The following is a 22,752-nucleotide window of genomic DNA, read 5'->3' on the forward strand; positions in this document are numbered from 1 at the left end:
AGCGTGTGACCGGTCACTCCGAGTCCGACGACACCACCGACGTCACGCGGTGAATCGCGAACTCGCGGACCCGACCCGCCGCCGGGTCGAACGCCGTGAGCTGACCCCCGCGCACGTTGATGGGAGCGACGACGCGCTGCGTGGCCACGCCCGCCGCGTCGACGTAGCCGATCACCACCGACCCCTGCTGGTGGGCCGCGCGCTGCAGCAGGGCCATCGCCTCGGCCGGGTCGAGCCGACTAGCCGACGCCGGCGCCGCGGCCATCTTGCGCAGCACCGCCACGATTGCCCCGAGCGTCTGCAGGCTCGGAGACGCCGACCGGTACACGCGGCGGCGCCCCGCCGGTGCCGGCACCCGGATGCCCCTGGCGCGGAGGTCGACGATCGCGCCCGTCGAGTCCTCGGCGGCCGGTGCGAAACCCGCGGTCCGCAGCGCCGCCAGCACCTCGTTGATCGGGGCCTGCGAGACGGCGACGGTCGGGGCCAGGAGCCTGACGTCGAGTTGGTCCATCGCCTGGGCGGCGATGGCCTGAGCCAGCAGCGCGGGATCCTCACACCGGACGAACGAGCTGGCCATCCCGACGCGCAGCTGACCGTGCCTGCGCGCCACGTCATCGATCAGATACGTCAAGCCCTGTGGCACAGGCGTTTTCGAGTGCTTGGCGAACATCGCGTGCAACTCGCCCGCGGTGCGTCCGGTGTCGAGGGCGCGCCTGATCGTCTGCTCGCTGATCCGGTACACCATGGCCGCGCCCGCCGACTCCACCGTCGCCACAGCGGCCAGCTGCTCGGCCAGGCCGCGCTCGAGCGGGCCGGGCACGATCACCGTGAGGTCGGCCTGCAGCAGGAAGTGGTCGATGGGCGCTGGCAGCGCCTTGGTCATGGCGGCCACGACGACGTCGTCGGGCTCGCCCGCGAGCAGCTTGCGGACCGGGGTGGCCAGCGCCCCGCGGCCGACGAGGCCGAGCGCATGCGCCTCGGCGAGCAGGGTCGCCACCGGTCCGGGCTGGAACCTGGCCGCCCACCGCGGCCTGCGCCAGATCAGCGCCCGCGCCGCCGACTCGGCGTCGACGCCGTGGCCGGGAGCGAGGTCGGCGAGCATGTCGAGCAGCAGCTGGCGGTCCAGTGGCGCGGCCGTCGAGAACAACGAATCCGACAGCGCCCCGTAGGGTTTCCCGTCGGGCCCGCGTTCGCCGACCAGGCCGGGCCTGGCCGGCAGGTCCAGCCAGGTCGACGCGAGCAGGTGCCAGCGCGTCGCGGTCGGCGACTCGATGAACCGGTCGGCGTTGACCGTGGGCGCCCAGACCGTGCCGTCGCCGAAGTCGACGGAATCGGGCACCCCCGGTGCGATGAGGCCGGCCGCCGCCGAGATCTCGAGCAGCAGCGCGAGCCGCTGATCGTCGATGCCCGTGGCCTTCGTCAGCCGCTTCACCTCGCGGATCCCCAGCCCGCCGCTGCGGAGCTCCGGCGTCGGGGTGGCCGACAGGGTCTCGATGACGACCTCGACCTCGCGCAGCAGGTCGATGGCCGCACCCGCCGCCACGGCGTCGACGTCGGCCGCCGTCGTCGTCGTCACGGTCGGGTCCGGCGCGACGAGACCGGTGGGGCCGGGGCTCTCGCCGCGCATCACCTGGCCGACGAGCCGCGGCAGGATCACGGTGTCGCCGTCGACCTGCCGGAGCAGACCCGCCGCCAGCAGGCGCTGCACGGGCCGGTCGGCCGGGGTGCCCGGCGCGGCGTCCCTGGTGCGCCCGACGGGGGAGCCGTCGACGAGGCGTTCCAGCAGATCGCGCTGCGCGGCGTCGACGCCTGCGAGCAGTGCGGTGATCGCGCTGGCGTCGTGGTCGGTCTCGAGTGTGACCTGGCCGGGGTACCACGGCAGCCCGGACGCGGCCTCCGCCGTGACCCTCAGAACGCCGTCACCCCACACCAGGGCCCGCTCCTGCAGGTCGGCCACCGCGGCGTCCAGTCGTCCCACGCCGGCACGGTCGCCGATGAGCGACGTCAGCTTGGTCACCGGTATCGGTTCGCCGTCCGCCTGCAGCAGTAGCAGTGCGTCGAGCACCGCGAGGTGCAGGAAGTCCAGGTCGTCGGTGGCGGCCTTCACCGATTGCCGGGTCTGCGCCCTGGCCGCGAGCGCGGCGATCGAGCCGGGCGGTGGCTGTGTCAGGTCGGGGCGGAGTTCCAGCAGCCGGACGAGCCGATCGTCGGACGACTCACCCAGCCATGCGCCGAGCGGCAGCGCAGGCGCGGATGACGACGCCGAGGTAGACATTGCCAACCAGCCTATGTCAGCGCACCGCCCTCGCCACTCGGCCGTCGACCTGCCACAATGTGGGCGTGGCTGACAAGAAGAAGCACTACGTCGACAACGGCTGGCCCACGGTTGAGGACGGCGACCACGCCGTGAGCGAACTCGCCGCCGACCGCACGGGCGCGCTGTCGCCGTTCGGCGACGTCACATTCCCCCTGCCCGCCGAAGAGTTGCCGTACACGCACCCGGTCACCGTCGTCAACAAGTAGTCGTGGAGCTGTCGCACCTCGACGAGACGGGGGCGGCGCACATGGTCGACGTCACCGGCAAGGACGCCACCAAGCGCACCGCCGTCGCGGTCGGGACGTTGCGCACCCGCGCCGACGTCGTCGCGCTGATCGCGACGGGCGGACTGCCCAAGGGCGACGCACTCGCCACTGCGCGCGTCGCGGGCATTCTCGCCGCCAAGCGCACCAGTGACCTCATTCCGCTGTGCCACCAGCTCGCGCTCACCGGGGTGGACATCGAATTCCACATCGGCACAACCGAAGTCGACATCGCCGCGACGGTCCGCACCACCGACCGCACCGGGGTTGAGATGGAGGCGCTGACCGCCGTCAGCGTCGCCGCTTTGACGCTCTACGACATGCTCAAGGCAGTCGACCCCGCCGCCGTCATCGACGGTGTGCGCGTCGAACGCAAGGACGGCGGCAAGACCGGTACCTGGACCCGTCCGTGACGCGCAGCGCCAGGGTCGTCATCGCGTCCACCCGTGCCGCCGCGGGGGTCTACGAGGACCGCACCGGGCCGATCCTGGTGGACTGGCTGGCTCAGCGCGGGTTCGCCGTGCCCGCCCCCGTCGTCGTCGCCGACGGCATCGGAGTGAACCACGCACTGCTGGCGGCGCTGGGCGAGCGGGTGCACCTGATCCTGACGTCGGGCGGCACCGGGATCTCGCCGACCGACCGCACCGCCGACGCGACGGCGGAGATCGTCGACTACCAGATCCCCGGCCTCGCCGACGCGATCCGTCGATCCGGCCTGCCCCACGTCCCGACGTCGGTGCTGTCGCGGGGCGTGTGCGGCGTGCGCGACGGCACGCTCATCGTCAACCTGCCGGGGTCCACCGGCGGCGTGAAGGACGGCCTCGAGGTGCTCGAGGACGTATTGCAGCACGCGCTGGATCAACTGGCGGGCGGAGACCATTCCCCATGACCGCAATCGTCGTGCGCGCGGACCTGACCGAGCAGCGCATCGATCTCGCCGAACACGAGGCGGCCGCGTGGGTTCCCACGGCGGGTGCCGTCGTGGGCTTCGTCGGCGCGGTGCGCGATCACGACGGCGGACGGTCCGTCAGTCGACTGGAGTACTCGGCGCATCCCACCGCGGCGCAGGTACTCGCCGAGGTCGCCGCCGAGATCGCCGCGGGGAGCAGTGGGGTGCGGGCGATCGCCGTGAGCCACCGCATCGGCCCTCTGGAGATCGGCGATAACGCCCTCGTCGCCGCGGTCGCGGCCGATCACCGGGCAGCGGCCTTCGAGACGTGCGCGCTACTCGTCGACACCGTCAAAGCGCGACTGCCGGTGTGGAAACACCAGCTCTTCGCCGACGGCACCGACGAGTGGGTCGGCAGCGCCTAGGCGGTTAGGCCTGGGGAAGCGGCGCGGGAACCAGCGGGCCACCGGGTGCCGGAACCGGCGCGGGTGCCAGTGCCGGATCGGCTGGAGGCGCAGCGGGCCCCTGCGAGAACTGGGTCGGCACGTTCGGGCCCGGCGCCTGATCCGGGATCGGCGTGTTCATGCCGCGCTGGGAGAGCCCGAGGATCAGAGCCTCCTTGCCGCTGATCTCCTGGTTCTGGACGGCGTGCCACAGATCCTTGAGGTAGCTCGCGTTGGGCGAGTCGGCGCCGCCCGCCACCGGATCCAGGGTCGCGCCGGGAGGCAGCGCGTCGGGGCTGGCGAGGTGCGGAACGGGGCCGGGAGCGGCCAGCGGATCGGCCGGGGGCGGCACCGCGCCGTCGGGCGCCACCGCTGCCGGGGCCGGAGCGGGTGCGGGACCGGCCAGGCCGAGCGGGCCGGCAGCGGGTGCCGGTGCCGGTGCCGGCGCGGGGGCCGGAGCGGGTGCGGGGAACACGGGTTCCTGCGGCAGGTCGCCGGCGTGCAGCGCCCACAGCTGAGGTCCGCCCGCCTGAGCGTCCGGGGCGACGTCCCAGTTCGAGGCGGCGATGGCCTCGGTGGGCGGCGGCGGAGCGAGCTTCAGCGGACCGAGACCGGGCGGCAGCGGTGCCGGCGCCGGGGCGGCGGCCAGCACTGCGGGGTCCGGGGGCGGCGGCAGCGCGGGGTCCGCGGGTGCGATGTCAGCCAGCGGCACGGCGTCGGCGGGCGGCGGAGGAAGGATGTCAGCGGGCGGCGGGGGCGGCGGAGCCACGGCCAACGGCGCGTCCAACGGGGCCGGGGGAGGCGGCGCGAACGGGTCCGGCGGCGGGGGTGCGAACGGGTCCGGCGGCGGGGGCGCTGCCAGCAGGTCGACCGGAGGAGGCGGCAGGATGCCGTTCACATCGGGGTTGTCGAGGGGCTGCGGGGCGTCGGCGAGGACGTTGCGCGGCGTCGCGCTGGAGAGCCCGCGCCCACATGTCGGCCAGGCGCCGCGGCCCTGGGACGCCAGCACGCGCTCGGCGACGGCGATCTGCTGCTCCTTGGTGGCCATGTGCGCGGCGGGCGCGTACTCGCCACCGCCGTGTCCACTCCAGGTGCTGGGCGAGAACTGCAGGCCGCCCTGATAGCCGTTGCCGGTGTTGATCGCCCAGTTGCCACCGGACTCGCAGCTCGCGACGGTATCCCATTCACCATCGGTGGCTGCCCCAGCCTGGCCCGCCAGGGCAAGGCTTCCGAGGCTTCCGCCTCCGATGACAGCGCCGGTGAAGGCGATCTTCGCGACACTTACGGTCGAACTGGTGGCCCTACGGTGCCGTCCGCTCATAGGTGCAGAAAATCCTCTCGTCAACGCCTGCGGAGTCAGCTGTCGGGTTCGGGCTGGAGAGGTTGCCCGGCCTGCGCCTCGCGGCGCCGGCTTCACCCCAAGGAGCCGGTGAAGGCTCCAGTGGTCCGGTATTTCGGTGGACCGGGTGGGTCCCCCGCCTCCATCCAAGGAGTCTGAAGAACCGCGCCCAACGGATGGAGTTCAGCGTTATCGGGCACAGCGGGCCGCCAATGGGGGTTGGTGGCTTGGGAACAGACCGTAACGGGTCTGTGCGGTCTCGTCACTTTTGACCACGACGGCGTTTCCGCAGCTAGCGAACTATAAGAGGATCTTAAAGGCGCAGGAATGTTTGACGTTGTCCCAGCAATGGAAACCCGCATAACGGGCACGTGGTCATTCCGTGACCAATTCGTGATGTGACGTAAATCACCGTTAGCCGCCGGCGAACGGCGGTAACACATCGACGGTTCGGTTTGTTCTCAGCGATTCCGAGCGATCGCGCACCGCCACCCCGTCGCAGAGGAAACTGCATCGGGCGAGAACTCTGGCCAACTCCGGGCCGCGCGCGGAGAGGATCGCGACGAGATCGTCGATCGACGCGTCGGTGGTGACGTCCAGCGACTCCTCGTCGACACCCGCGGCCGCTCGCGCCGCCGCGAAGTACCGGACGGTGATGTGAACGATGCTCAGCTGCACTTTCTGGTCTTCGCGCAAGCGCTCATCCCCTGCTTTCTGGTCTTCGCGCAAGCGCTCATCCGCTGCTGTCTGGTCTTCGCGCAAGCGCTCATCCGCTGCTTTCTGGTCTTCGCGCAAGCGCTCATCCCCTGCTTTCTGGTCTTCGCGCAAGCGCTCATCCGCTGCTTTCTGGTCTTCGCGCAAGCGCTCATCCCCTGCTTTCTGGTCTTCGCGCAAGCGCTCATCCGCCGATGGCGGACATCGGCCGATCCGGCTGCACGAACCCCGGATCGTTGATCCCGTGTCCGGCGGGCTTGGCCCACATCGCGCCGCGCCAGGCGGCCTCCACCGCGTCGTCGTCGGCTCCCGATCGCAGCAGGGCCCGCAGATCGGTCTCCTCGCGGGAGAACAGGCAGCTGCGCACCTGACCGTCCGCGGTGAGCCGCGTCCGGTCACACGCCGCACAGAAGGCCTGCGACACCGAGGCGACGACGCCGACCGTGCCCGTGTGCTCCGGACCCAGAACGCGCCACAGCTCGGCGGGCGCCGAGCCGCGCGGCGCGGGATCCGGCTCGAGCTCGAAATGCGCTCGCAGCGCCGACAGGATGCTGTCGGCGTCGAGGGTGTTGTCGCGCTGCCAGTGATGGCCTGCGTCCAGCGGCATCTGCTCGATGATGCGCAGTTGATAGCCGTGTTCCAGGCAGAACCGCAGCAGGGAGACCGCGTCGTCCAGCCCGGTGACGGGATCGAGGACGGCGTTGACCTTCACCGGGGTGAGGCCCGCCGCAGCTGCCGCCTCGAGCCCCGCGAGTACGTCGGGGAGCCGGTCACGCCGGGTGATCGTGGCGAACCGGTCGGCGTCGACGGTGTCGAGCGAGACGTTCACCCGGTTCAGTCCCGCGGCCTTCAACCGAGCGGCCCGGCGGGCCAGTCCGAGTCCGTTCGTGGTCAAGGCGATCTCGGGCCGGGGCGACATTGCGGCCGCGGCGGCGATGGCCGGCTCGAGGTTCGGGGACACCAGCGGCTCACCGCCGGTGAACCGGACGCTGTCCACGCCGAGTCGGGTGACGGCGATGCCGATGAGGCGGGTCAGCTCGGCTGTGGTGAGCAGTTCGTCACCCGGCAGCCAGTCCAGGCCCTCGGCGGGCATGCAGTACGTGCACCGCAGATTGCAGCGGTCGGTCAGCGAGACCCGCAGGTCCGTCGCCACGCGACCGTAGGTGTCGATGAGCCCGCCGGTCGCCGGTGCCGCACCCACGGGGCGCCGCAGCGAGGGCACGCCCAGTTCGGTGACGGTCATCTGGGCGCTCCGGCGAACGGCGCGTCAGTGGGGACGATCTCCTTGCCCAGCGGCAGCAGCGACACCGGGATCAGCTTCAGGTTCGCGATGGCGAGCGGGATGCCGATGATGGTGACGGCCATCGCGATCGCCGTCAGCACGTGCCCGATGGCGAGCCAGATGCCCGCCACGATCAGCCAGATGACGTTGCCGACGGCCGCGCCCGGACGCGGACCCGGTTTGTCCACGACGGTGTAGCCGAACGGCCACAACGCGTAGACGCCGATGCGGAACGCCGCGAACCCGAACGGGATCGTGATGATGAGGATGAAGCAGATGATCCCGGCCAGGAAGTACCCGAGGGCCAGCCACAGCCCTCCGAAGATCAACCAGATGATGTTCAGGACCAGGCGCATTTGTCTCCTCCAGCAGTGGTTACGAGACTACCGGCCGGGTCCGCCGAGCAATTCGAATGCTGGTCGGGACGGCGTCCGAGTAGGATCATCGCATTCGCGTCCTGCGTAAGTGGGACGCGTTCCTCGTGTTAACCGATAGATGAGCGGGTGAGTTCCAATGCCGACCGGCAGGGTGAAGTGGTACAGCGCTGAAAAGGGCTTCGGATTCGTGTCCCAGGAGGACGGCGAAGACGTTTACGTGGGCTCCTCGGCGCTGCCCGCAGGCGTTGCGGAGCTCAAGGCGGGTCAGAAGGTCGAGTTCGGCATCGCGGCCGGCCGCAGGGGCCCGTCGGCCCTCAGCCTGACGGTCCTCGAGGCGCCGCCGAGCATTCAGCGCACGCGCCGCGAGGCCGAGCGCCCCGAGCACAAGCACACGCCCGACGAGTTGCACGGCATGGTCTCGGACATGATCACGCTCCTCGAGGACACCGTGCAGAACGAACTCCGCAAGGGCCGCTATCCCGACCGCAAGACCGCCCGCCGGGTGTCCGAGGTCGTCAAGGCCGTCGCACGCGAACTCGACGCGTAGGACCCGCTCGGCGGGGAAGACTGGCTGCATGAGTTACGTGAATCCCCAGGGTGAGTTCAACCGCGACACCGATTACCTCACCACCCGCATCACCGCGGACGGCCGCGACGGCTATCCCGTCGAACCGGGGCGGTACCGACTCGTCGTCGCACGGGCGTGCCCGTGGGCGAACCGGGCGATCATCGTGCGTCGGCTGCTTGGCCTCGAGGACGTGCTGTCGATCGGGTTCTGCGGCCCCACGCACGACGAGCGCAGCTGGACCTTCGATCTCGACCCCGGTGGCGTCGATCCGGTCTTGAAGATCCCGCGGCTGCAGGACGCGTACTTCGCGCGAGACCCCGACTACCCCAAGGGGATCACGGTGCCTGCGATCGTCGACGTCGGGACCGGTGCGGTGGTGACCAACGACTTCGCGCAGATGACGCTCGACCTGTCGACGGAGTGGACGGCCCATCACCGCGACGGCGCGCCGCAGCTGTACCCGGAGGCGCTGCGCGGTGAGATCGACGAGGTGGCGCTGCGCGTGTACACCGAAATCAACAACGGCGTGTACCGCTGCGGCTTCGCCGGTTCCCAGGACGCGTACGACGCCGCCTACGACCGGCTGTTCACGGCACTGGACTGGCTGTCGGAAAGGCTCAGCGGCCAAAGGTATCTCGTCGGGGACACCATCACCGAGGCTGACGTTCGGCTGTTCACCACGCTGGCGCGCTTCGATCCCGTCTACCACGGTCACTTCAAGTGCAATCGGGCCAAGCTCGACGAGATGCCGGTGCTGTGGGGCTACGCCCGCGACCTGTTCCAGACCCCCGGCTTCGGCGACACCGTCGACTTCGTGCAGATCAAGCAGCACTACTACATGGTGCACACGGACATCAACCCGACGCGTGTCGTGCCGAAGGGGCCCGAGTTGGCGAACTGGCTGACGCCGCATGGCCGGGAGTCGTTGGGCGGCAAGCCGTTCGGAGCCGGAACGCCGCCAGGGCCGACCCGCGATTCCGAGCGGGTGCCCGCGGGGCACGGCGCCGGCTAGGCCCAGACCATCCGCACCGACCACTCGGCGTGCGGGAGGGGGAACTCGTTGCCCGCCTCGTCGCGCACCAGAGTCGGTAACTGCACCGCCAGGCCGGTGAGCCTGCCGTAGCGGGGATCCACGCTGGGGATGGTGACCGCGAGCGTGCTGCCGGGCCGGAACTCCCGCGGCGGCGGACCGTCCTCGGACTCGTAGGCGAGCAGAAGCACCCACGGGGCTCTGGAGATCGACGGCGGCACTGAAAGCTGAACGGCGTCACGGGGATTCAGGGTCAGTTCACCGGTCGTCTGCGGGGTGACGCACGTGTTCAGGTCGAACACCTCGCAGTAGCGGTACGGGCCGATCCGCGCCAGCTGGCCGTGCGTGTACGCGCTGATCTCCGGGTACTGCGGCGACTGCGTTGCGCTGAGCCGCCACACCAGGACGGCGGTGGCGGCGCACGCCAGCACCGCGACGACGCCCAGGATCGCGATGACGCGCTTCACTCCGGCGCCGCCATCGGACTCCAGCGCCAGCCCTCCTGCTCGGCGACGACGGGCCGGTTGCCGCCGAGGCCCGGAATCAGCGAATCCCCGTTGTAGCTCACCAACGTCTGCGCCAAGCCGGGGATGAGCAAGGCGGTGACGGCGGTGAAGCCCACCCACAGGTCGGTGTACACCAGCACCCCGGTCGCGCCGCCGATCACCCAGGCCAACTGCAGCAGCGACTCCGAGCGGCCGAACGCCGACGCCGTCGACTCCTCGGGCAGGTCGTCCTGCAGCGAGGCGTCCAGACACGCCTTGGCGATCGCGCTGGCGGCCGAGGTCACCAGGGTGGCGGCCGCGGCGACGAGGATGTTGCCCGCGAGGGCGGTCGCGAGTGCCACGCCCGTCACGGCGACGGTGGACCAGACGACGAGCCTCGCCGGGTGGCCGAGTTTGAGCCGAGCGGCGACCATGTTGCCGCCGAAGTTGCCGATCCCCGCGGCGACGCCGATGAGCCCGAGCACCTTGATCTGCTCCCAGCCGCTGCTGTCCGCGTCCGCCTTGGCGACGAACGCGGGATACAGGAACAGGAAACCGACCATGATCTTGATGGTGCAGTTGCCCCACAGCGCCGTGATGATGTTGCGGCCCAGCGGTTGCCGGGCGGGCTTGCCCTTCGCGTCGCGTCGGATCAGTTCGGTGGGCTCGTGGTAGCTCAGGGTGGTGGGCACCTCGCCCTCGGTGACCTCGACCCACTTCGGGATGCGCATCGAGAGCACCGCACCGGCCACGGTCACCGCGACGCACACGTAGAGCGCGCCCGGCATGTCGAGGACCTTCAGGCCGTACTGGAAGCCGACGGCGATGCCACCGCCGACGATGGTCCCGCCGATGAGTCCGAACATCGTCAGCCGGGAGTTCACCCGAACCAGGTCGATCGTCGGGGGAAGCACGCGCGGCGTCATCGCGCTGCGCAGTACCGAGAACGACTTCGAGAGCACCATCATGCCCAGCGCACACGGGTACAGCACCCACGGGGGGAAGCTGCCGTTGGCGTAGTAGGCGATCAGCACCACGGCCAGCGCGGTGCGCAGCGCGAAGGACGTGGCGAGCGCGACGCGGCGGCCGTGCTGGACGCGGTCGAGGGCCGGGCCGATCAGCGGTGCGATGACCGCGAACGGTGCGATGGTGATGAGCAGGTACAGGGCGACCTTGCCCTTGCTCTCGCCGGAGGCGGCGGCGAAGAACAGCGTGTCGGCGAGCGCGATGGCCATCGCGGAGTCGGCGGCGAAGTTGGCCATCACCGGATAGGTCAACGCGGTCAGACCGGACTTGTCCGCGCCGTCGGCGGTGGCGGCCTTCTGGAACAGGCCGTACATCTTCGAGCCCATCTCGCGTCCACGCGCTGCGGCGCCGCGCGGCCCCGGATCCACGCGTTCACCGGCCGACCTGCCCGCGCCGCCCTCTCGCGGAGGCGGGAGCGGGCGGCCCCGTGCCTGATCGATGGGCGGCAGGTACCGATTGGCGCTGCCGGGTTGCGGGTCACGGCGCGGGCGGCGCGGACCCGGTGGGTGGCTCGGATAGTTGGCCATTCCGGGATGCTCGTCGGAGCCGCCGGACGGCGGACGGGGCGGTGAGTAGCGGGGATCGCGGGAATCCCCGTGGCCCCCGGCCCACTGCCCTCGATCCCGCGGTCCGCTCACGCCGTCGATTGTTCCCCATCGACCCGACAGGCGCCCGCAGGGCGGCCGGTGTGGCTTTGCTCGCCGGTCGTCAGGCAGTATTGATGCCGATGGACAGCGTTACTGAAGAAGTCGAGCAGCCCGCCAGCGACCCCACTGACACCGCAGTGGAGGTTCCGGCTGAGCTGGCGACGGTGCTGACCGGCGCCGTCGAGATGGCGCGCGCCGCCATCGAGGAGTTCAGCGAGGACGGCGTCGTCGGCGAGTACCTCGGCGCGAGCTTCGACGACCCGACCGCCGCGACCCACCGGTTCCTGGCCGACGTGCCCGGATATCAGGGCTGGCAGTGGGCCGTCGTGGTCGCGGCCTACCCCGGCTCGGAGCGCGCCACGGTCAGCGAGGTCGTCCTGGTGCCGGGTCCCACCGCGCTGCTGGCGCCGGCGTGGGTGCCGTGGCACGAACGCGTCCAGCCCGGTGACCTCGGCCCCGGTGATCTACTGTCGCCGCAGGCGGACGACCCGCGACTGGTGCCCGGTTTTCTGGGCGTCGGTGATCCCGATCTCGACGAGGTGGCCAACGAGGTCGGCTTCGGCCGCCGTCAGGTGCTCAGCCAGTGGGGTCGCATGGACGCCGCGCAGCGCTGGTACGACGGCGACTACGGACCGGGCTCTGCGATGGCGCGGGCGACCCGCCGGCTGTGTCGCGAGTGCGGCTTCTATCTACCCCTGGCCGGCTCGCTGGGTCCGTCGTTCGGGGTGTGCGGCAACGAGATGTCGGCCGACGGTCACGTGGTGGCCAGCGAGTACGGCTGCGGCGCCCACTCGGACACCCCCGCGCCCGCCAGCATCGGCTCGCCGATGTTCGACCCGTTCGACGACGGCGTGCTGGACCTCGCGGACCAGTAGTCAGAGCTCGGCGGCGGCCTTGATGCGGGACAGCGACTGGTTCATTCCGTCGACCAGTTCCCGCTCGAAACTGGGGACGCCGCCCATGAACTTGCCGACGAGGAAGTTGGACGCCGGCTTGATGCCGTCGTCCGCGCGCCGGGTTTCGGTGACTCTGGTGCCCGTGTCGGTGGGCTCCAGCTCATAGGACCAGACGGTGTTGTTCTCGTTGACGCGGAACGCCAGCTTCTTCTCGTAGACCACCTCGGTGAGCTTGCACGTGGTGGGCCACACCATCAGACCGCGCCGGTTCAGGTTCACCGTCCTGGTCCCCGCCATCACGGGGCCGAGCGCCTTCATGGCGCGGCACTGCGGACTCCAGCGCTTCATCTGGCTCAGATCGGAGATCAGCGCCCACACCCGCTCGGGCGGTGCCGCGATGTCGATCTGGGCCTGCAGTACCTGGTCGGACACGGACTCTCCACTCGTCGGGGGCTCAGCTGAGCCCGGTTTGGGCGCCGCGCGAGCCGCGGCGGTACGCGTGGCGCTGCCACAGGAAGATGCTCGTCCCCAGCACGCCGACGCCGAGCCCCGCGATCGTGATGGGGCGCCAGTCGTGCAGTGCGGGCACGGTGAACGCGAGCACCACCGCGACAACCCAGCCTGCGGCGATCGCGACGATGACGGGCCACGGCGCCAGCAGCGACGCGGGGAGCACCGGCGGTTCCGGGGCCGCCGGTGCGCCGGAGGGTACTGAGGGTCCAGTCATCGCCGATCAACCTAGCTCGTGCCCGTTCGCCTGTGGAATGGCCCGAATGGTGTGGGGTTGGCCGCCGGATGTCCTTACTGTCGGTAACCTTCAGGTCGTGACCGACGCCGATGCCCGCCTGGCCAGCGATTTGTCGTTGGCGGTCGTTCGACTGGCGCGGCAACTGAGGTTCCGTCGACCGGACTCGCCGGTCTCGCTATCGCAGTTGTCCGCGCTCGCGACGCTGGCGAAGGAGGGGCCGATGACGCCGGGTGCGCTCGCCATCCGTGAACGCGTCCGTCCGCCGTCGATGACGCGGGTGATCGCCTCGCTCGTCGAATTGGGCTTCGTCGACCGGTGTGCGCACCCCGACGACGGCAGGCAGGTGCTGGTGTCGGTGTCGCCGTCGGGCACCGACCTGATCGAGGTCGAGCGGCGCGCGAGCCGGGAGTGGCTGCAGCAGCGGCTGGCCGAACTCACGCCGGAGGACCGCAGGACGCTGGTATCGGCCGCCGACCTGATGACGGCGATCGTCGACGAAAGCGCCTGAGCCTGAGTGCCGTCATAGACGTCGACGACCCGGCGGATCCGCGGCTCGACGACTTCCGCGACCTCAACAGCATCGACCGCAGGCCGGACCTACCGACCGGCAAGGGGTTGGTGATCGCGGAGGGCGTGCTGGTAGTCCAGCGGATGTTGTTGTCGCGCTTCACTCCTCGCGCGCTACTGGGCACCGATCGGCGGCTGCGGGAACTCAGCGCCGACCTGGCCGGTGTCGACGTGCCGTACTACCGGGCGAGTGCCGAGGTGATGGCCGACGTCGTCGGGTTCCATCTCAACCGCGGCGTTCTCGCGTCGGCACCGCGCCCGCGCGAGCTCACGGTGGCCGAGGTGCTAGACGGAGCGCGTACCGTCGCGGTGCTCGAGGGCGTCAACGATCACGAGAACCTCGGCTCGATCTTCCGCAACGCGGCGGGCCTCGACGTCGACGCGGTGGTGTTCGGCACGGGCTGCGCCGACCCGCTCTACCGGCGGGCGGTGCGCGTGTCGATGGGCCATGCGCTGCTGGTGCCCTACGCGTGGGCTAGCTGGCCGGCCGATCTCGAGACCATGCGGGACAACGGCTTTCGGCTGCTGGCCATGACACCGAACCCGCAGGCGCTCACGCTGGCCGCCGCGATGGAGGGCCTGGCGGGCGATCGCGTGGCGATCCTCGTCGGTGCCGAGGGGCCGGGGCTGACCGAGCGGGCGATGCGGAGCAGCGATGTGCGCGTTCGCATTCCGATGTCGCGCGGCACCGACTCGTTGAACGTGGCAACGGCCGCGGCACTGGCCTTCTACGAGCGGGCTAGGGTGGCGGGGTGAGTGAGCAGGCGCCGAGGCAGGCCGCCGATACGCCGTGGGGCACCGGGCTGACGGTCGCGGCCTTCGTCGCCGCCGTGGTGGCCGCGGCGATCATCGTGCTGAGCCTCGGGCTGACCCGCGTGCATCCGCTGCTCGCCGTCGGCTTGAACGCCGTCGCGGTGGGCGGACTGGCCCCGACGGTGTGGGGCTGGCGCACTCGGCCGGTGTGGCGCTGGTTCGTGCTGGGTGCCGGTGTCGGCGTCGCCGTCGGCTGGGTGGCGGCCGTGGCGCTCGCGCTGGGCGGCTACGGCTGAGTGCCCGAACGCACGCCCAGGAGAACGTCTTCCCAGCCGGGCACCTCGGGCTTGCGCTTGCGAGCGCGCTGCTTGGGGGCGGGCTTCGGCTCCGGTTCGACGACGGCGACGGGCTCCGGAGTGACCACCAGTGGTAGGTGGGGCTCGGAGACGGCGGGCTGTACGACGGGCTCGGCCACCGGTGCCACGGAGCGGAGCGGCGGCCGATTGAAGTCCGGGTCGATGAGCTCGGAGGCGGCGTCGTCGAAGGCGGTCGCCGTGCCGCCGTGCGCCCCGGGGCTGAAGCGGAAGTGGGCCACGTTGTCCGAGCGGCCCGCCTTCCACGCGAGCTGAACGGTCCAGCGGCCGTCCTCGTTTCGCCAGGCGTCCCAGGTGGTCGCCTCGGGGTCGAGGCCGCGGGAGATCAGCGCGGCGGTGATGGTCTCCAGCAGCGTCATGACCGCGGGCCCGTCGGACAGCACCGGGTGCGCGGCGGTGGCGAGTTCGGCCGCCCGTGCGCGTTCGAGGAGGACGGGATGGGCGAACCGCTCGACGCGGTGGCGCTCCATACCCGATGCGGCTGCGACCTGGTCGACGGATGCGCCTGCGCGAATCCTGGATTGAATGTCCTTGGGGCGCAGCACGGTTGGAACCTCGACCTCGATATTGGGCTTGCTGGAGCTGATGACCTCACCGCGGAGCGCGGCGTGCAGCCGGTCGTCCGGGTCCAAGATGAACTTCTCGCTCGCGTCGGACGTCTCGCAGATGATCCGTTTGCCGTCGACGTCGAGTCCGACGACATTGAGTTCCCGCATACCGACCTCCTCGGAGCTTAAGGCGTCACCCTACTGCGTGATCGGGTCGTCACCGGCCCGACACGCGGGGTGGTCGACGCTTGCTTTCGCGGCGGTTCTGTGCTGTTACTCGTGGTGCTGAAGGGGCTGAAGGTGTGCTCAGAGCCGTTCGACGACCCAGTCGACGCAGGCGGTCAGTGCGCTGACGTCGTCGGGGTCGACGGCCGGGAACATCGCGACCCGCAGCTGGTTGCGCCCCAGCTTGCGATAGGGCTCGGTGTCGACGATGCCATTGGCGCGCAGCACCTTGGCGACGGCGGCGGCATCCACGTCGTCGCTGAAGTCGACGGTGCCGACGACCTGCGAGCGCTTTGCCGGGTCGGCGACGAACGGCGTCGTGTAGCTCGTCTTCTCCGCCCACGTGTACAGCCGTGAGGACGAGTCGGCGGTCCGGCCGACGGCCCAGTCCAGGCCGCCGTTGCCGTTGAGCCAGTCGAGTTGCTCGGCCAGAAGCACCAGCGTGCCGATCGCCGGGGTGTTGTAGGTCTGGTTCTTCAGGCTGTTGTCCACGGCGATCGGCAGCGACAAGAAATCGGGGACCCAGCGTCCGCTCGCGGCGATCTGCTCGACGCGCGTCAGCGCGGCGGGGCTCATGATCGCCAGCCACAGCCCGCCGTCGGCGGCGAAGTTCTTCTGCGGCGCAAAGTAATACGTGTCGGCCGCGGTGATGTCGACCGGCAGGCCGCCCGCCGCCGAGGTCGCGTCGATGACCACCAGCGCGTCACCGGCCGGGCGTTGCACGGGCACGGCGACGCCCGTCGACGTCTCGTTGTGCGCCCACGCCACCACGTCGACCGACGGGTCCGATTGCGGCTCGGGGGCGTCGCCGGGATCGGTCGTGACGACGATCGGGTCTCCGACGAACGGGTTGGCCTTCACGGCGGAGGCGAACTTCGCGCTGAACTCTCCGTAGGTGAGGTGCAGCGAGCGCTTGTCGATGAGGCCGAACGCCGCGGCGTCCCAGAAGGCGGTCGAGCCGCCGTTGCCCAGAATGACCTCGTACCCCTCGGGCGTCGAGAACAGCTGCTTCACGCCATCGCGCACCCGCCCGACGAGGTCCTTCACCGGCGCCTGCCGGTGCGACGTGCCGAACAGTTCGCTCGCCTGGACCAGGGCCTGTAGCTGTTCCGGCCGGACCTTCGAGGGGCCGGAGCCGAAGCGGCCGTCCTTGGGCTTGAGGTCCTCGGGGATCGTGAGCGCCATGTCGCCAAGCCTAATAACGGTGACTTGCGTGTGTGCACCCGCGTCCAGCGCGGCGCTGCACACGCAGATCGCAGGGATGTGATGTGAAGTGGGTCACATGTGATGTGGATAACCTCGCTGAACCACATCTCGGAATAGCCCCTGGTTACTTCCTGGGACCGCGGGTACTGTGCTTAGACAACGAGCAACCGAATGTAAACCTCACGGTAGGCATGGGAGGCCTTGAAGTGGCTGTCAAAGAAGCCAGGACGCGAGTCGTCCGCCGCTGGCGCAAGAACATGGACGTCCTCGACGACACCGAGTACGTCGACACCCTGAAGACGCTGTCCGAGGGGTCGGTGCGACGCAACTTCAACCCCTACACCGACATCGACTGGGACTCGCCCGAGTTCGCCGTCGTCCCGAACGACGAGCGCTGGATCCTTCCCGCGACCGATCCGATCGGCCAGCACCCCTGGTACCGGTCTCAGTCGGTCGAGCGGCAGATCGAGATCGGCATGTGGCGCCAGGCCAACGTCGCGAAGGTCGGACTGCACTTCGAGTCGATCCTGATCCGCGGCCTGATGGAGTACGCGTTCTGGACGCCGAACGGCTCGCCCGAATACCGGTACTGCCTGCACGAGGCGGTCGAGGAGTGCAACCACACCCTGATGTTCCAGGAGATGGTCAACCGCATCGGGGCCGACGTGCCCGGTATGCCGCGGCTGCTCAAGTGGGTGCAGCCGGCCATCCCGCTGGTCGCCGGGCCGCTTCCGATTCCGTTCTGGTTCGGCATCCTCGCGGGTGAGGAACCGATCGATCACACACAGAAGAACGTGCTGCGCGAGGGCAAGGAACTGCACCCCATCATGGAGCGGGTGATGGCGATCCACGTGGCCGAGGAGGCCCGGCACATCTCCTTCGCGCACGAGTACCTGCGTAAGCGGGTGCCGCACCTGCCGCGCCGCAAGCGCTTCTGGCTGTCGCTCTTCGTGCCGCTGACGATGCGGATCCTGTGCTCGGCGATCATCGTGCCGCCGCGGGCGTTCTGGAAGGAATTCGACATTCCGCGCTCGGTCCGCAAGGAGATCTTCTTCGCCTCGCCCGAGTCGCGTCAGATGCTGCGCGACATGTTCGGCGACGTGCGCATGCTGGCGCACGACACCGGCCTGATGAATCCGGTCGCCAAGCTAATTTGGCGGATGTGCCGGATCAACGGCACACCCAGCCGTTACCGCAGCGAGCCGCAGCGCCAGCATCTGGTCTCGGCGGCATAGGCTCGCCGAGTGCCCCACGTCGTCACCCAGTCGTGTTGCAGCGACGGGTCCTGCGTTTACGCCTGTCCGGTGAACTGCATCCACCCCTCACCGGACGAGCCGGGCTTCGCGACCGCGGAGATGCTCTACATCGATCCGGACGCGTGCGTCGACTGCGGTGCGTGCGTGTCGGCGTGCCCGGTCGGAGCAATCGCCCCGGACACGAAGCTGGAGCCCAAGCAGCTGCCCTTCGTCGAGCTGAACGCGATGTACTTCCCGAAGCGGGAGGGCAAGCTGCCGCCGACATCGAAGCTCGCCCCGGTGCTCGAGGCACCGCGCGTGAACTCGCGGCCCGGCGGACCGCTGCGGGTGGCCATCGTCGGCTCCGGCCCGGCCGCCATGTACGCGGCCGACGAACTTCTGACCCAGCAGGGCGTCGAAGTCAACGTCTTCGAGAAGCTGCCGACGCCTTACGGTTTGGTGCGCGCCGGAGTCGCACCGGATCACCAGACCACCAAGCACGTCACGCGGCTGTTCGATCGGACGGCGGCCTCGCCCGGTTTCACGTTCTACCTGAACGTCGCGGTCGGCGAGCACATCACGCACGACGAACTGCTGGCCCACCACCACGCGGTGCTCTACGCCGTCGGCGCGCCCAATGACCGCAGGCTCGACATCGAGGGGGTCGACCTGTCCGGCACCAGCACGGCCACCGAGGTCGTCGCCTGGTTCAACGGCCACCCGGAGTACACCGACCTGCCCGTCGACCTGAGCCACGAGCGCGTGGTGATCGTCGGCAACGGCAACGTGGCACTCGACGTGGCGCGCATTCTCACCGCGGAACCGGACGCGCTCGCCCGCACCGACATCTCCGACCACGCCCTCACGGCGCTGCGGGACTCCCACGTCCGCGAAGTGGTCATCGCCGCGCGCCGCGGCCCAGCCCAGTCGGCGTTCACGCTGCCCGAACTCATCGGTCTGACGGCGACACACGAGGTGGTCCTCAGCGCAGCGGACCACGACCTGGTGCAGTCCGACCTCGCCACCGAGTCCGATCCCTTGACCCGTAGCAAGCTCGAGATTCTGGCCGGACTCGGTGCCGCCGAGGCGCCGAGCACCCGACCGCGCATCCGGTTCGCCTACTTGATGACACCGCACCGGGTGATCGGATCAGCGGGCCGCGTCGAGGGCGTCGAGTTCACGATCACCGGGACGACCGAGACCCGTCGTCTCGACACCGGACTCCTGCTCACGTCGATCGGCTACCGCGGCAAGGCGATTCGCGACCTGCCGTTCGACGACGCCGCCGGTGTGGTGCCCAACGAAGGTGGCCGCGTCGACGGGACGCCCGGCACCTACGTCGCCGGCTGGATCAAGCGGGGGCCGACGGGCTTCATCGGCACCAACAAGTCGTGTGCCTCGCAGACCGTGCACGAACTGGTGGCCGACTACAACGCGGGCGCCCTGGCCGATCCCGTCGCGAAGACCTCCGCGCTGGACCGGCTGGTCCGCACGCGCCAGCCCGACCTGGTGGACTCGGCGGGGTGGGCGGCCATCGACAGCGCCGAACTGGCGCGCGGAGGCGGCATCCGGCCGCGGGTGAAGTTCACCGCGGTGCCGGAGATGCTCGCCGTCGCGGCGACCGCACCGCGGCCGCCGCTCAGCCGCAGGTTGCTCAGCGGCCTGCTGCGCTGACGCGACTTTTCCCAAAGCGGCGCGCGGCGGGGGAGCGCGGGCGTAGGCAGATGTCGTGACGTGTGCGACGTACGTGGGTCGGGTCGGGGCACTGGCGGTGGCGCTGGGGGTCGGTGCCGGGTTGTTCACCGGTACGGGGGTCGCGTGGGCGGACCCTGACGAATCGAGCGGCTCGTCGTCAGCCGAGTCGAGCCAAGCCGAGTCGAGCCACGCCGAGTCGACGACTCCTGAGCCGACCGGTGACGGTGCCGAATCCGGAGCTACCGGGTCGGCCGACACCGACGGGCCGACGTCGTCGGTCAACGGCGTGCCGGTGAGCGCCGACGATTCCGACGAGGATTCCGACGAGGTCGGGCCCGAACCCGACGAGACCGGGATCGCCGAACCGAAGCCGAAGCTCCAGCGCAAGAAGCTCGCCAGCCAGGCACCCGAGCCCGGCGTTCGCGAGATCGACACCACGCAGGTCGCCACTCGTACTTCCTCTGCGTCAGTTCAATCTCGAGCAGCCGACCCCGAGCCAACCGACTCCGAGCCAACCGACCCCGAGCCTGCCGACCCCGAGCCGGAACCGGCTACGCAGCAACGACTCTCACTCACCACCGCTGCCACCGAGCCCGCGGTACCGGGCCTGCGCGCCTGGCCGACGGCGTTCGACCCCACGACGGCGGTGAGTTACCTGACGGGCCTGGTGACCAGTGTCGTCAGTGCCGTGCTCAACCCGTTCGCCGCGGGGTTGCCCGCCGGCCCCGTCGAACCGCCGACGGTGTGGACGCTGCTGGCATGGGTGCGCCGCGAGCTGTTCAACGAGTCGCCGACCATCACCTACGACCCGGTGCTCAACTCGCAGACGGTCAACTCCGACGGTGACGTCGTCGTCACGGGTGACATCGGCGCCGACGACGCCGACGCGGACCCGAGGACGTACACGGTGATCGGCCGCCCACTCAACGGCGGCACCGTGTCCGTCGACGTCGACGGGGGCTTCACCTATCGGCCCACCAACGCGATGGCCGCCGTCGGCGGGTGGGATCAGTTCACCGTCGTCGTCGACGACGCGGCCGCAGGCCTGCACGTGCACGGCCCGCTCGGCCTGCTGCAGTTCGTGCCGATCCTCGGTGACTTCCTGAATCCCGGTGCCGGACATCGGGTTGCGAAGACCGTCACGGTCACCGTCGCACCGACAGCGGGCGTCGACCTGTCGTTCCCCGACGGCTTCCACTGGGGTGTCGCGCACGCTGGCTTCCAGGCCGAGGGTGGACCAGGGTCCCCCGTCGACCCGAATTCCGACTGGTATCGATGGGTGCACGACCCGATCAACCAGCTGCTCGGCCTCACCAGGGGGGTGCCGGAGGACGGGCCGGGCGCTTACGTCCGGTACGACGAGGACGCCCAGCTGGCCCGTGACGAACTGGGGATGAACACCTTCCGGATGAGCATCGAGTGGAGTCGCATCTTCCCCAACTCGACTGCCGCCATCGACATCTCGGATGAGGGCGGCGTGATCAGCCTCGCCGATCTGCAGGCGATGGACGAGCTGGCTGACGAGGCCGAGGTCGCGCACTACCGGGACGTGCTGGCGTCGCTGCGCGCACACGGGCTCGAGCCCATGGTGACGGTGTCGCATTTCTCGTTGCCCGTCTGGGTCAACGACCCGATCGCGGCGCGCCCGCTGATTCAGCTCGGCCTGCCCGCGCCGGCGGCGGGTTGGCTGTCGGAGACCACGCCCGTCGAGTTCGAGAAGTACGCCGCCTATCTCGCATGGAAGTACGGCGACCAGGTGGACAACTGGGCCACCATCAACGAGCCGTTCCCTCCGGTGCTCACCCAGTACTTCGCGATCCCCGGCGTCGTGCCGGCGTGGCCGCCGGGTGTCATCCGCCCCGACCTGGCGTCGACGTTCCTGGTGAACGAGGCCAAGGGGCACGTCGCCGCCTACGACGCGATCCACGCCTGGGACGCCGATGCGTTCGTCGGCTTCACGAACAACATGATTCCGGCACGCCCGGCCAACCCGACCAGTGAACTCGACGTGCAGGCGGCGGACGCGTGGAACCTCTTCTACAACAACTGGTTTCCCCAGGCAGTGGTCAACGGCTGGGTCGACGCGAACTTCGACGGCGTTCAGACGCCCGACGAGATCCACCCGGACTTCGCGGACAAGATCGACTTCCTCGGCGTTCAGTACTACGGGTCGCAGCCGATGACCGGTTTCGGCGTCGCACCCGTGCCCGGATTCCCGTTCCTGCGCGGCATCCCCATCCGGTGTGAGGCGGCGTCGGCGACGTGCAGCGACTTCAACCAGCCGATCGACCCCGGCGGGTTCCGCGAGGTGCTCGAGGTGGCGGCGTCGTACGGGAAACCGGTGTGGGTCACGGAGAACGGCATCGCCGACGACGAGGACACCAAGCGGCCGGGGTACCTGGTGAACCACATCGCGGTCGTACAGGACCTGGTCGCGCACGGTACCGACATCCGCGGATACACGTACTGGTCGTTCGTCGACAACCTCGAGTGGTCGGAGGGTTACCACCTGCAGTTCGGGTTGTACGGGTCGGACCCGACGACGCCGGAACTGGAACGCACCCCGAAACCGGCGAGCATCGCGGCGATCAGTGCGATCACCGGCTCGAACGGGTTGCCCCTGTTCCTGCTCGGCCAGTACGCGCCGTCGCTATGACCCCTGGCTCATCTGCCCGGCGAGTTCGGCCATGTCGACCTCGCGCACGTGCTGCGCCAGCGACCAGAGGTGGCCGAACGGGTCGCGGATAGCGCCGTAGCGGTCGCCCCAGAACTGGTCCTCCAGCGGCGCGACGACGGTGGCGCCCGCGTCCAGCGCGCGCTGGAATCGGGACTCGACGTCGTCGGCGAATTGGAGGTGGATGGTGACCGCCGAGCCGCCCAGCGCGGTCGGCGTCGTGGACTTGCCGCCCGACATCTCGGGGTAGTCGTCGTTGAGCATGATCATCGCGCCGTTCACCAGCAGCGAGGCGTGCGCGATCCTGCCGTCCGGCCCGGCGAGCCGGATCATCTCCTCGGCGCCGAACGCCGCCGCGTAGAAGTCGATGGCCGCCGCGGCGTCGTCGACGACGAGGTGGGCTGCGACGAAGGGCGGGGTGGGAGGGGTGAGGTCGGTCATGGCTGACTCC

25 protein-coding genes and 1 riboswitch are annotated in these 22,752 nt (G+C 70.0%); of the genes, 13 read left to right on the plus strand and 12 right to left on the minus strand.

The window, feature by feature from the left end; all coding sequences use genetic code 11:
• Positions 1 to 13: 13 nt before the first annotated feature.
• A complete protein-coding gene (locus NM203_RS05250) occupies positions 14 to 2,275 on the minus strand; it encodes a helicase-associated domain-containing protein (RefSeq protein ID WP_255058641.1) in 2,262 nt (753 codons plus the stop codon).
• 65 nt (positions 2,276 to 2,340) lie between these two features.
• Between NM203_RS05250 and NM203_RS05255 the strand changes: the two genes are divergently transcribed.
• From NM203_RS05255 to NM203_RS05270, 4 genes are read left to right on the plus strand one after another with little or no spacing between them, the layout of a single operon-like run.
• Positions 2,341 to 2,523, plus strand: a complete 183-nt coding sequence (locus tag NM203_RS05255; RefSeq protein ID WP_255058642.1) for a hypothetical protein — start codon at positions 2,341 to 2,343, stop codon at positions 2,521 to 2,523.
• Between the two features lie 2 nt (positions 2,524 to 2,525).
• Positions 2,526 to 2,993, plus strand: a complete 468-nt coding sequence (moaC, locus tag NM203_RS05260) for a cyclic pyranopterin monophosphate synthase MoaC (protein ID WP_255058643.1) — start codon at positions 2,526 to 2,528, stop codon at positions 2,991 to 2,993.
• On the plus strand, positions 2,990 to 3,469 hold the full coding sequence (locus NM203_RS05265) for a MogA/MoaB family molybdenum cofactor biosynthesis protein (protein WP_255058644.1): 480 nt from the start codon (positions 2,990 to 2,992) through the stop codon (positions 3,467 to 3,469). The genes moaC and NM203_RS05265 overlap by 4 nt, the downstream gene beginning before the upstream one ends.
• Positions 3,466 to 3,894 carry a molybdenum cofactor biosynthesis protein MoaE gene (locus NM203_RS05270; RefSeq protein ID WP_255058645.1) on the plus strand — a complete coding sequence of 143 codons (429 nt, stop codon included), beginning with the start codon at positions 3,466 to 3,468 and terminating at the stop codon, positions 3,892 to 3,894. Before NM203_RS05265 ends, NM203_RS05270 begins: the two co-directional genes overlap by 4 nt.
• 4 nt (positions 3,895 to 3,898) lie before the next feature.
• Here NM203_RS05270 and NM203_RS05275 read toward each other — a convergent pair whose 3' ends face one another.
• The 4 genes from NM203_RS05275 to NM203_RS05290 form a co-directional block, all read right to left on the minus strand.
• Complete coding sequence (locus tag NM203_RS05275; protein WP_255058646.1) at positions 3,899 to 5,233, minus strand: transglycosylase family protein; 1,335 nt, start codon at positions 5,231 to 5,233, stop codon at positions 3,899 to 3,901.
• A gap of 9 nt (positions 5,234 to 5,242) precedes the next feature.
• Positions 5,243 to 5,450, minus strand: a riboswitch (cyclic di-AMP (ydaO/yuaA leader).
• A 215-nt stretch (positions 5,451 to 5,665) separates the two neighbouring features.
• Positions 5,666 to 5,929: a MoaD/ThiS family protein gene (locus NM203_RS05280; protein WP_255059120.1), complete on the minus strand. Its 264-nt coding sequence runs from the start codon at positions 5,927 to 5,929 to the stop codon at positions 5,666 to 5,668.
• Between the two features lie 220 nt (positions 5,930 to 6,149).
• The gene (gene moaA / locus NM203_RS05285; RefSeq protein ID WP_255058647.1) at positions 6,150 to 7,208 is read right to left on the minus strand and encodes a GTP 3',8-cyclase MoaA; all 1,059 of its coding nucleotides are present in this window, start codon (positions 7,206 to 7,208) and stop codon (positions 6,150 to 6,152) included.
• Positions 7,205 to 7,603 (minus strand): YccF domain-containing protein, encoded by a 399-nt coding sequence (locus tag NM203_RS05290; protein ID WP_255058648.1) that lies wholly within the window; start codon positions 7,601 to 7,603, stop codon positions 7,205 to 7,207. Before NM203_RS05290 ends, moaA begins: the two co-directional genes overlap by 4 nt.
• A gap of 157 nt (positions 7,604 to 7,760) precedes the next feature.
• Between NM203_RS05290 and NM203_RS05295 the strand changes: the two genes are divergently transcribed.
• Positions 7,761 to 8,171 (plus strand): cold-shock protein, encoded by a 411-nt coding sequence (locus NM203_RS05295; protein ID WP_255058649.1) that lies wholly within the window; start codon positions 7,761 to 7,763, stop codon positions 8,169 to 8,171.
• A gap of 28 nt (positions 8,172 to 8,199) precedes the next feature.
• A complete protein-coding gene (locus tag NM203_RS05300; RefSeq protein ID WP_255058650.1) occupies positions 8,200 to 9,204 on the plus strand; it encodes a glutathione S-transferase family protein in 1,005 nt (334 codons plus the stop codon).
• On the opposite strand, the gene NM203_RS05305 is transcribed toward NM203_RS05300, so the two are convergent.
• Complete coding sequence (locus NM203_RS05305) at positions 9,201 to 9,689, minus strand: DUF2771 domain-containing protein (RefSeq protein WP_255058651.1); 489 nt, start codon at positions 9,687 to 9,689, stop codon at positions 9,201 to 9,203. The two genes, NM203_RS05300 and NM203_RS05305, sit on opposite strands and share 4 nt — an antisense overlap.
• On the minus strand, positions 9,686 to 11,260 hold the full coding sequence (locus NM203_RS05310; protein WP_255059121.1) for an MFS transporter: 1,575 nt from the start codon (positions 11,258 to 11,260) through the stop codon (positions 9,686 to 9,688). The genes NM203_RS05305 and NM203_RS05310 overlap by 4 nt, the downstream gene beginning before the upstream one ends.
• 200 nt (positions 11,261 to 11,460) lie before the next feature.
• Here NM203_RS05310 and NM203_RS05315 point away from each other — a divergent pair, with 200 nt between their 5' ends.
• A complete protein-coding gene (locus NM203_RS05315) occupies positions 11,461 to 12,255 on the plus strand; it encodes a DUF3027 domain-containing protein (protein WP_255058652.1) in 795 nt (264 codons plus the stop codon).
• Here the strand turns inward: NM203_RS05315 and NM203_RS05320 are convergent, their stop codons facing one another.
• Together NM203_RS05320 and NM203_RS05325 are read right to left on the minus strand one after the other, a co-directional pair.
• A complete protein-coding gene (locus NM203_RS05320; RefSeq protein WP_255058654.1) occupies positions 12,256 to 12,708 on the minus strand; it encodes an SRPBCC family protein in 453 nt (150 codons plus the stop codon). It abuts the gene before it with no gap.
• 22 nt (positions 12,709 to 12,730) lie between these two features.
• Positions 12,731 to 13,003, minus strand: a complete 273-nt coding sequence (locus NM203_RS05325) for a DUF2530 domain-containing protein (RefSeq protein WP_255058655.1) — start codon at positions 13,001 to 13,003, stop codon at positions 12,731 to 12,733.
• A gap of 97 nt (positions 13,004 to 13,100) precedes the next feature.
• Between NM203_RS05325 and NM203_RS05330 the strand changes: the two genes are divergently transcribed.
• Genes NM203_RS05330 through NM203_RS05340 form a run of 3 tightly spaced genes read left to right on the plus strand, consistent with a single transcriptional unit; the run spans position 13,101 to position 14,640 of the window.
• Positions 13,101 to 13,532: an Rv0880 family HTH-type transcriptional regulator gene (locus NM203_RS05330; protein ID WP_255058656.1), complete on the plus strand. Its 432-nt coding sequence runs from the start codon at positions 13,101 to 13,103 to the stop codon at positions 13,530 to 13,532.
• Positions 13,529 to 14,347: a TrmH family RNA methyltransferase gene (locus NM203_RS05335; RefSeq protein WP_408633307.1), complete on the plus strand. Its 819-nt coding sequence runs from the start codon at positions 13,529 to 13,531 to the stop codon at positions 14,345 to 14,347. The genes NM203_RS05330 and NM203_RS05335 overlap by 4 nt, the downstream gene beginning before the upstream one ends.
• Complete coding sequence (locus NM203_RS05340) at positions 14,344 to 14,640, plus strand: DUF2537 domain-containing protein (protein ID WP_255058657.1); 297 nt, start codon at positions 14,344 to 14,346, stop codon at positions 14,638 to 14,640. The genes NM203_RS05335 and NM203_RS05340 overlap by 4 nt, the downstream gene beginning before the upstream one ends.
• Here NM203_RS05340 and sepH read toward each other — a convergent pair.
• Positions 14,631 to 15,434: a septation protein SepH gene (gene sepH, locus NM203_RS05345; RefSeq protein WP_255058658.1), complete on the minus strand. Its 804-nt coding sequence runs from the start codon at positions 15,432 to 15,434 to the stop codon at positions 14,631 to 14,633. The genes NM203_RS05340 and sepH overlap by 10 nt on opposite strands.
• Before the next feature lie 138 nt (positions 15,435 to 15,572).
• A complete protein-coding gene (gene serC, locus NM203_RS05350; RefSeq protein WP_255058659.1) occupies positions 15,573 to 16,676 on the minus strand; it encodes a phosphoserine transaminase in 1,104 nt (367 codons plus the stop codon).
• Positions 16,677 to 16,888: 212 nt separating this feature from the next.
• Here serC and NM203_RS05355 point away from each other — a divergent pair, with 212 nt between their 5' ends.
• The 3 genes from NM203_RS05355 to NM203_RS05365 are packed head-to-tail and all read left to right on the plus strand — an operon-like array spanning position 16,889 to position 22,283.
• Positions 16,889 to 17,932: an AurF N-oxygenase family protein gene (locus NM203_RS05355; RefSeq protein WP_255058660.1), complete on the plus strand. Its 1,044-nt coding sequence runs from the start codon at positions 16,889 to 16,891 to the stop codon at positions 17,930 to 17,932.
• 9 nt (positions 17,933 to 17,941) lie between these two features.
• The gene (locus NM203_RS05360; protein ID WP_255058661.1) at positions 17,942 to 19,606 is read left to right on the plus strand and encodes an FAD-dependent oxidoreductase; all 1,665 of its coding nucleotides are present in this window, start codon (positions 17,942 to 17,944) and stop codon (positions 19,604 to 19,606) included.
• A gap of 55 nt (positions 19,607 to 19,661) precedes the next feature.
• Positions 19,662 to 22,283, plus strand: coding sequence for a family 1 glycosylhydrolase (locus NM203_RS05365; protein WP_255058662.1), 2,622 nt, complete (start codon positions 19,662 to 19,664; stop codon positions 22,281 to 22,283).
• Here the strand turns inward: NM203_RS05365 and NM203_RS05370 are convergent.
• Positions 22,278 to 22,742, minus strand: coding sequence for a VOC family protein (locus NM203_RS05370; protein WP_255058663.1), 465 nt, complete (start codon positions 22,740 to 22,742; stop codon positions 22,278 to 22,280). The two genes, NM203_RS05365 and NM203_RS05370, sit on opposite strands and share 6 nt — an antisense overlap.
• Between the last annotated feature and the right edge of the window lie 10 nt (positions 22,743 to 22,752).

Source organism: Mycolicibacterium arenosum, from assembly GCF_024320865.1.
GTDB classification, from domain to species: domain Bacteria; phylum Actinomycetota; class Actinomycetes; order Mycobacteriales; family Mycobacteriaceae; genus Mycobacterium; species Mycobacterium arenosum.

Coding starts and splice junctions, on each gene's coding strand:
- NM203_RS05250 (WP_255058641.1), bottom strand. CDS start 2,275: ATGTCTACCTCGGCGTCGTCATCCGCGCCTGCGCTGCCGCTCGGCGCA.
- NM203_RS05270 (WP_255058645.1), top strand. CDS start 3,466: ATGACCGCAATCGTCGTGCGCGCGGACCTGACCGAGCAGCGCATCGAT.
- NM203_RS05275 (WP_255058646.1), bottom strand. CDS start 5,233: ATGAGCGGACGGCACCGTAGGGCCACCAGTTCGACCGTAAGTGTCGCG.
- moaA (WP_255058647.1), bottom strand. CDS start 7,208: ATGACCGTCACCGAACTGGGCGTGCCCTCGCTGCGGCGCCCCGTGGGT.
- NM203_RS05290 (WP_255058648.1), bottom strand. CDS start 7,603: ATGCGCCTGGTCCTGAACATCATCTGGTTGATCTTCGGAGGGCTGTGG.
- NM203_RS05295 (WP_255058649.1), top strand. CDS start 7,761: ATGCCGACCGGCAGGGTGAAGTGGTACAGCGCTGAAAAGGGCTTCGGA.
- NM203_RS05300 (WP_255058650.1), top strand. CDS start 8,200: ATGAGTTACGTGAATCCCCAGGGTGAGTTCAACCGCGACACCGATTAC.
- NM203_RS05310 (WP_255059121.1), bottom strand. CDS start 11,260: ATGGCCAACTATCCGAGCCACCCACCGGGTCCGCGCCGCCCGCGCCGT.
- NM203_RS05315 (WP_255058652.1), top strand. CDS start 11,461: ATGGACAGCGTTACTGAAGAAGTCGAGCAGCCCGCCAGCGACCCCACT.
- NM203_RS05325 (WP_255058655.1), bottom strand. CDS start 13,003: ATGACTGGACCCTCAGTACCCTCCGGCGCACCGGCGGCCCCGGAACCG.
- sepH (WP_255058658.1), bottom strand. CDS start 15,434: ATGCGGGAACTCAATGTCGTCGGACTCGACGTCGACGGCAAACGGATC.
- serC (WP_255058659.1), bottom strand. CDS start 16,676: ATGGCGCTCACGATCCCCGAGGACCTCAAGCCCAAGGACGGCCGCTTC.
- NM203_RS05355 (WP_255058660.1), top strand. CDS start 16,889: ATGGGAGGCCTTGAAGTGGCTGTCAAAGAAGCCAGGACGCGAGTCGTC.
- NM203_RS05370 (WP_255058663.1), bottom strand. CDS start 22,742: ATGACCGACCTCACCCCTCCCACCCCGCCCTTCGTCGCAGCCCACCTC.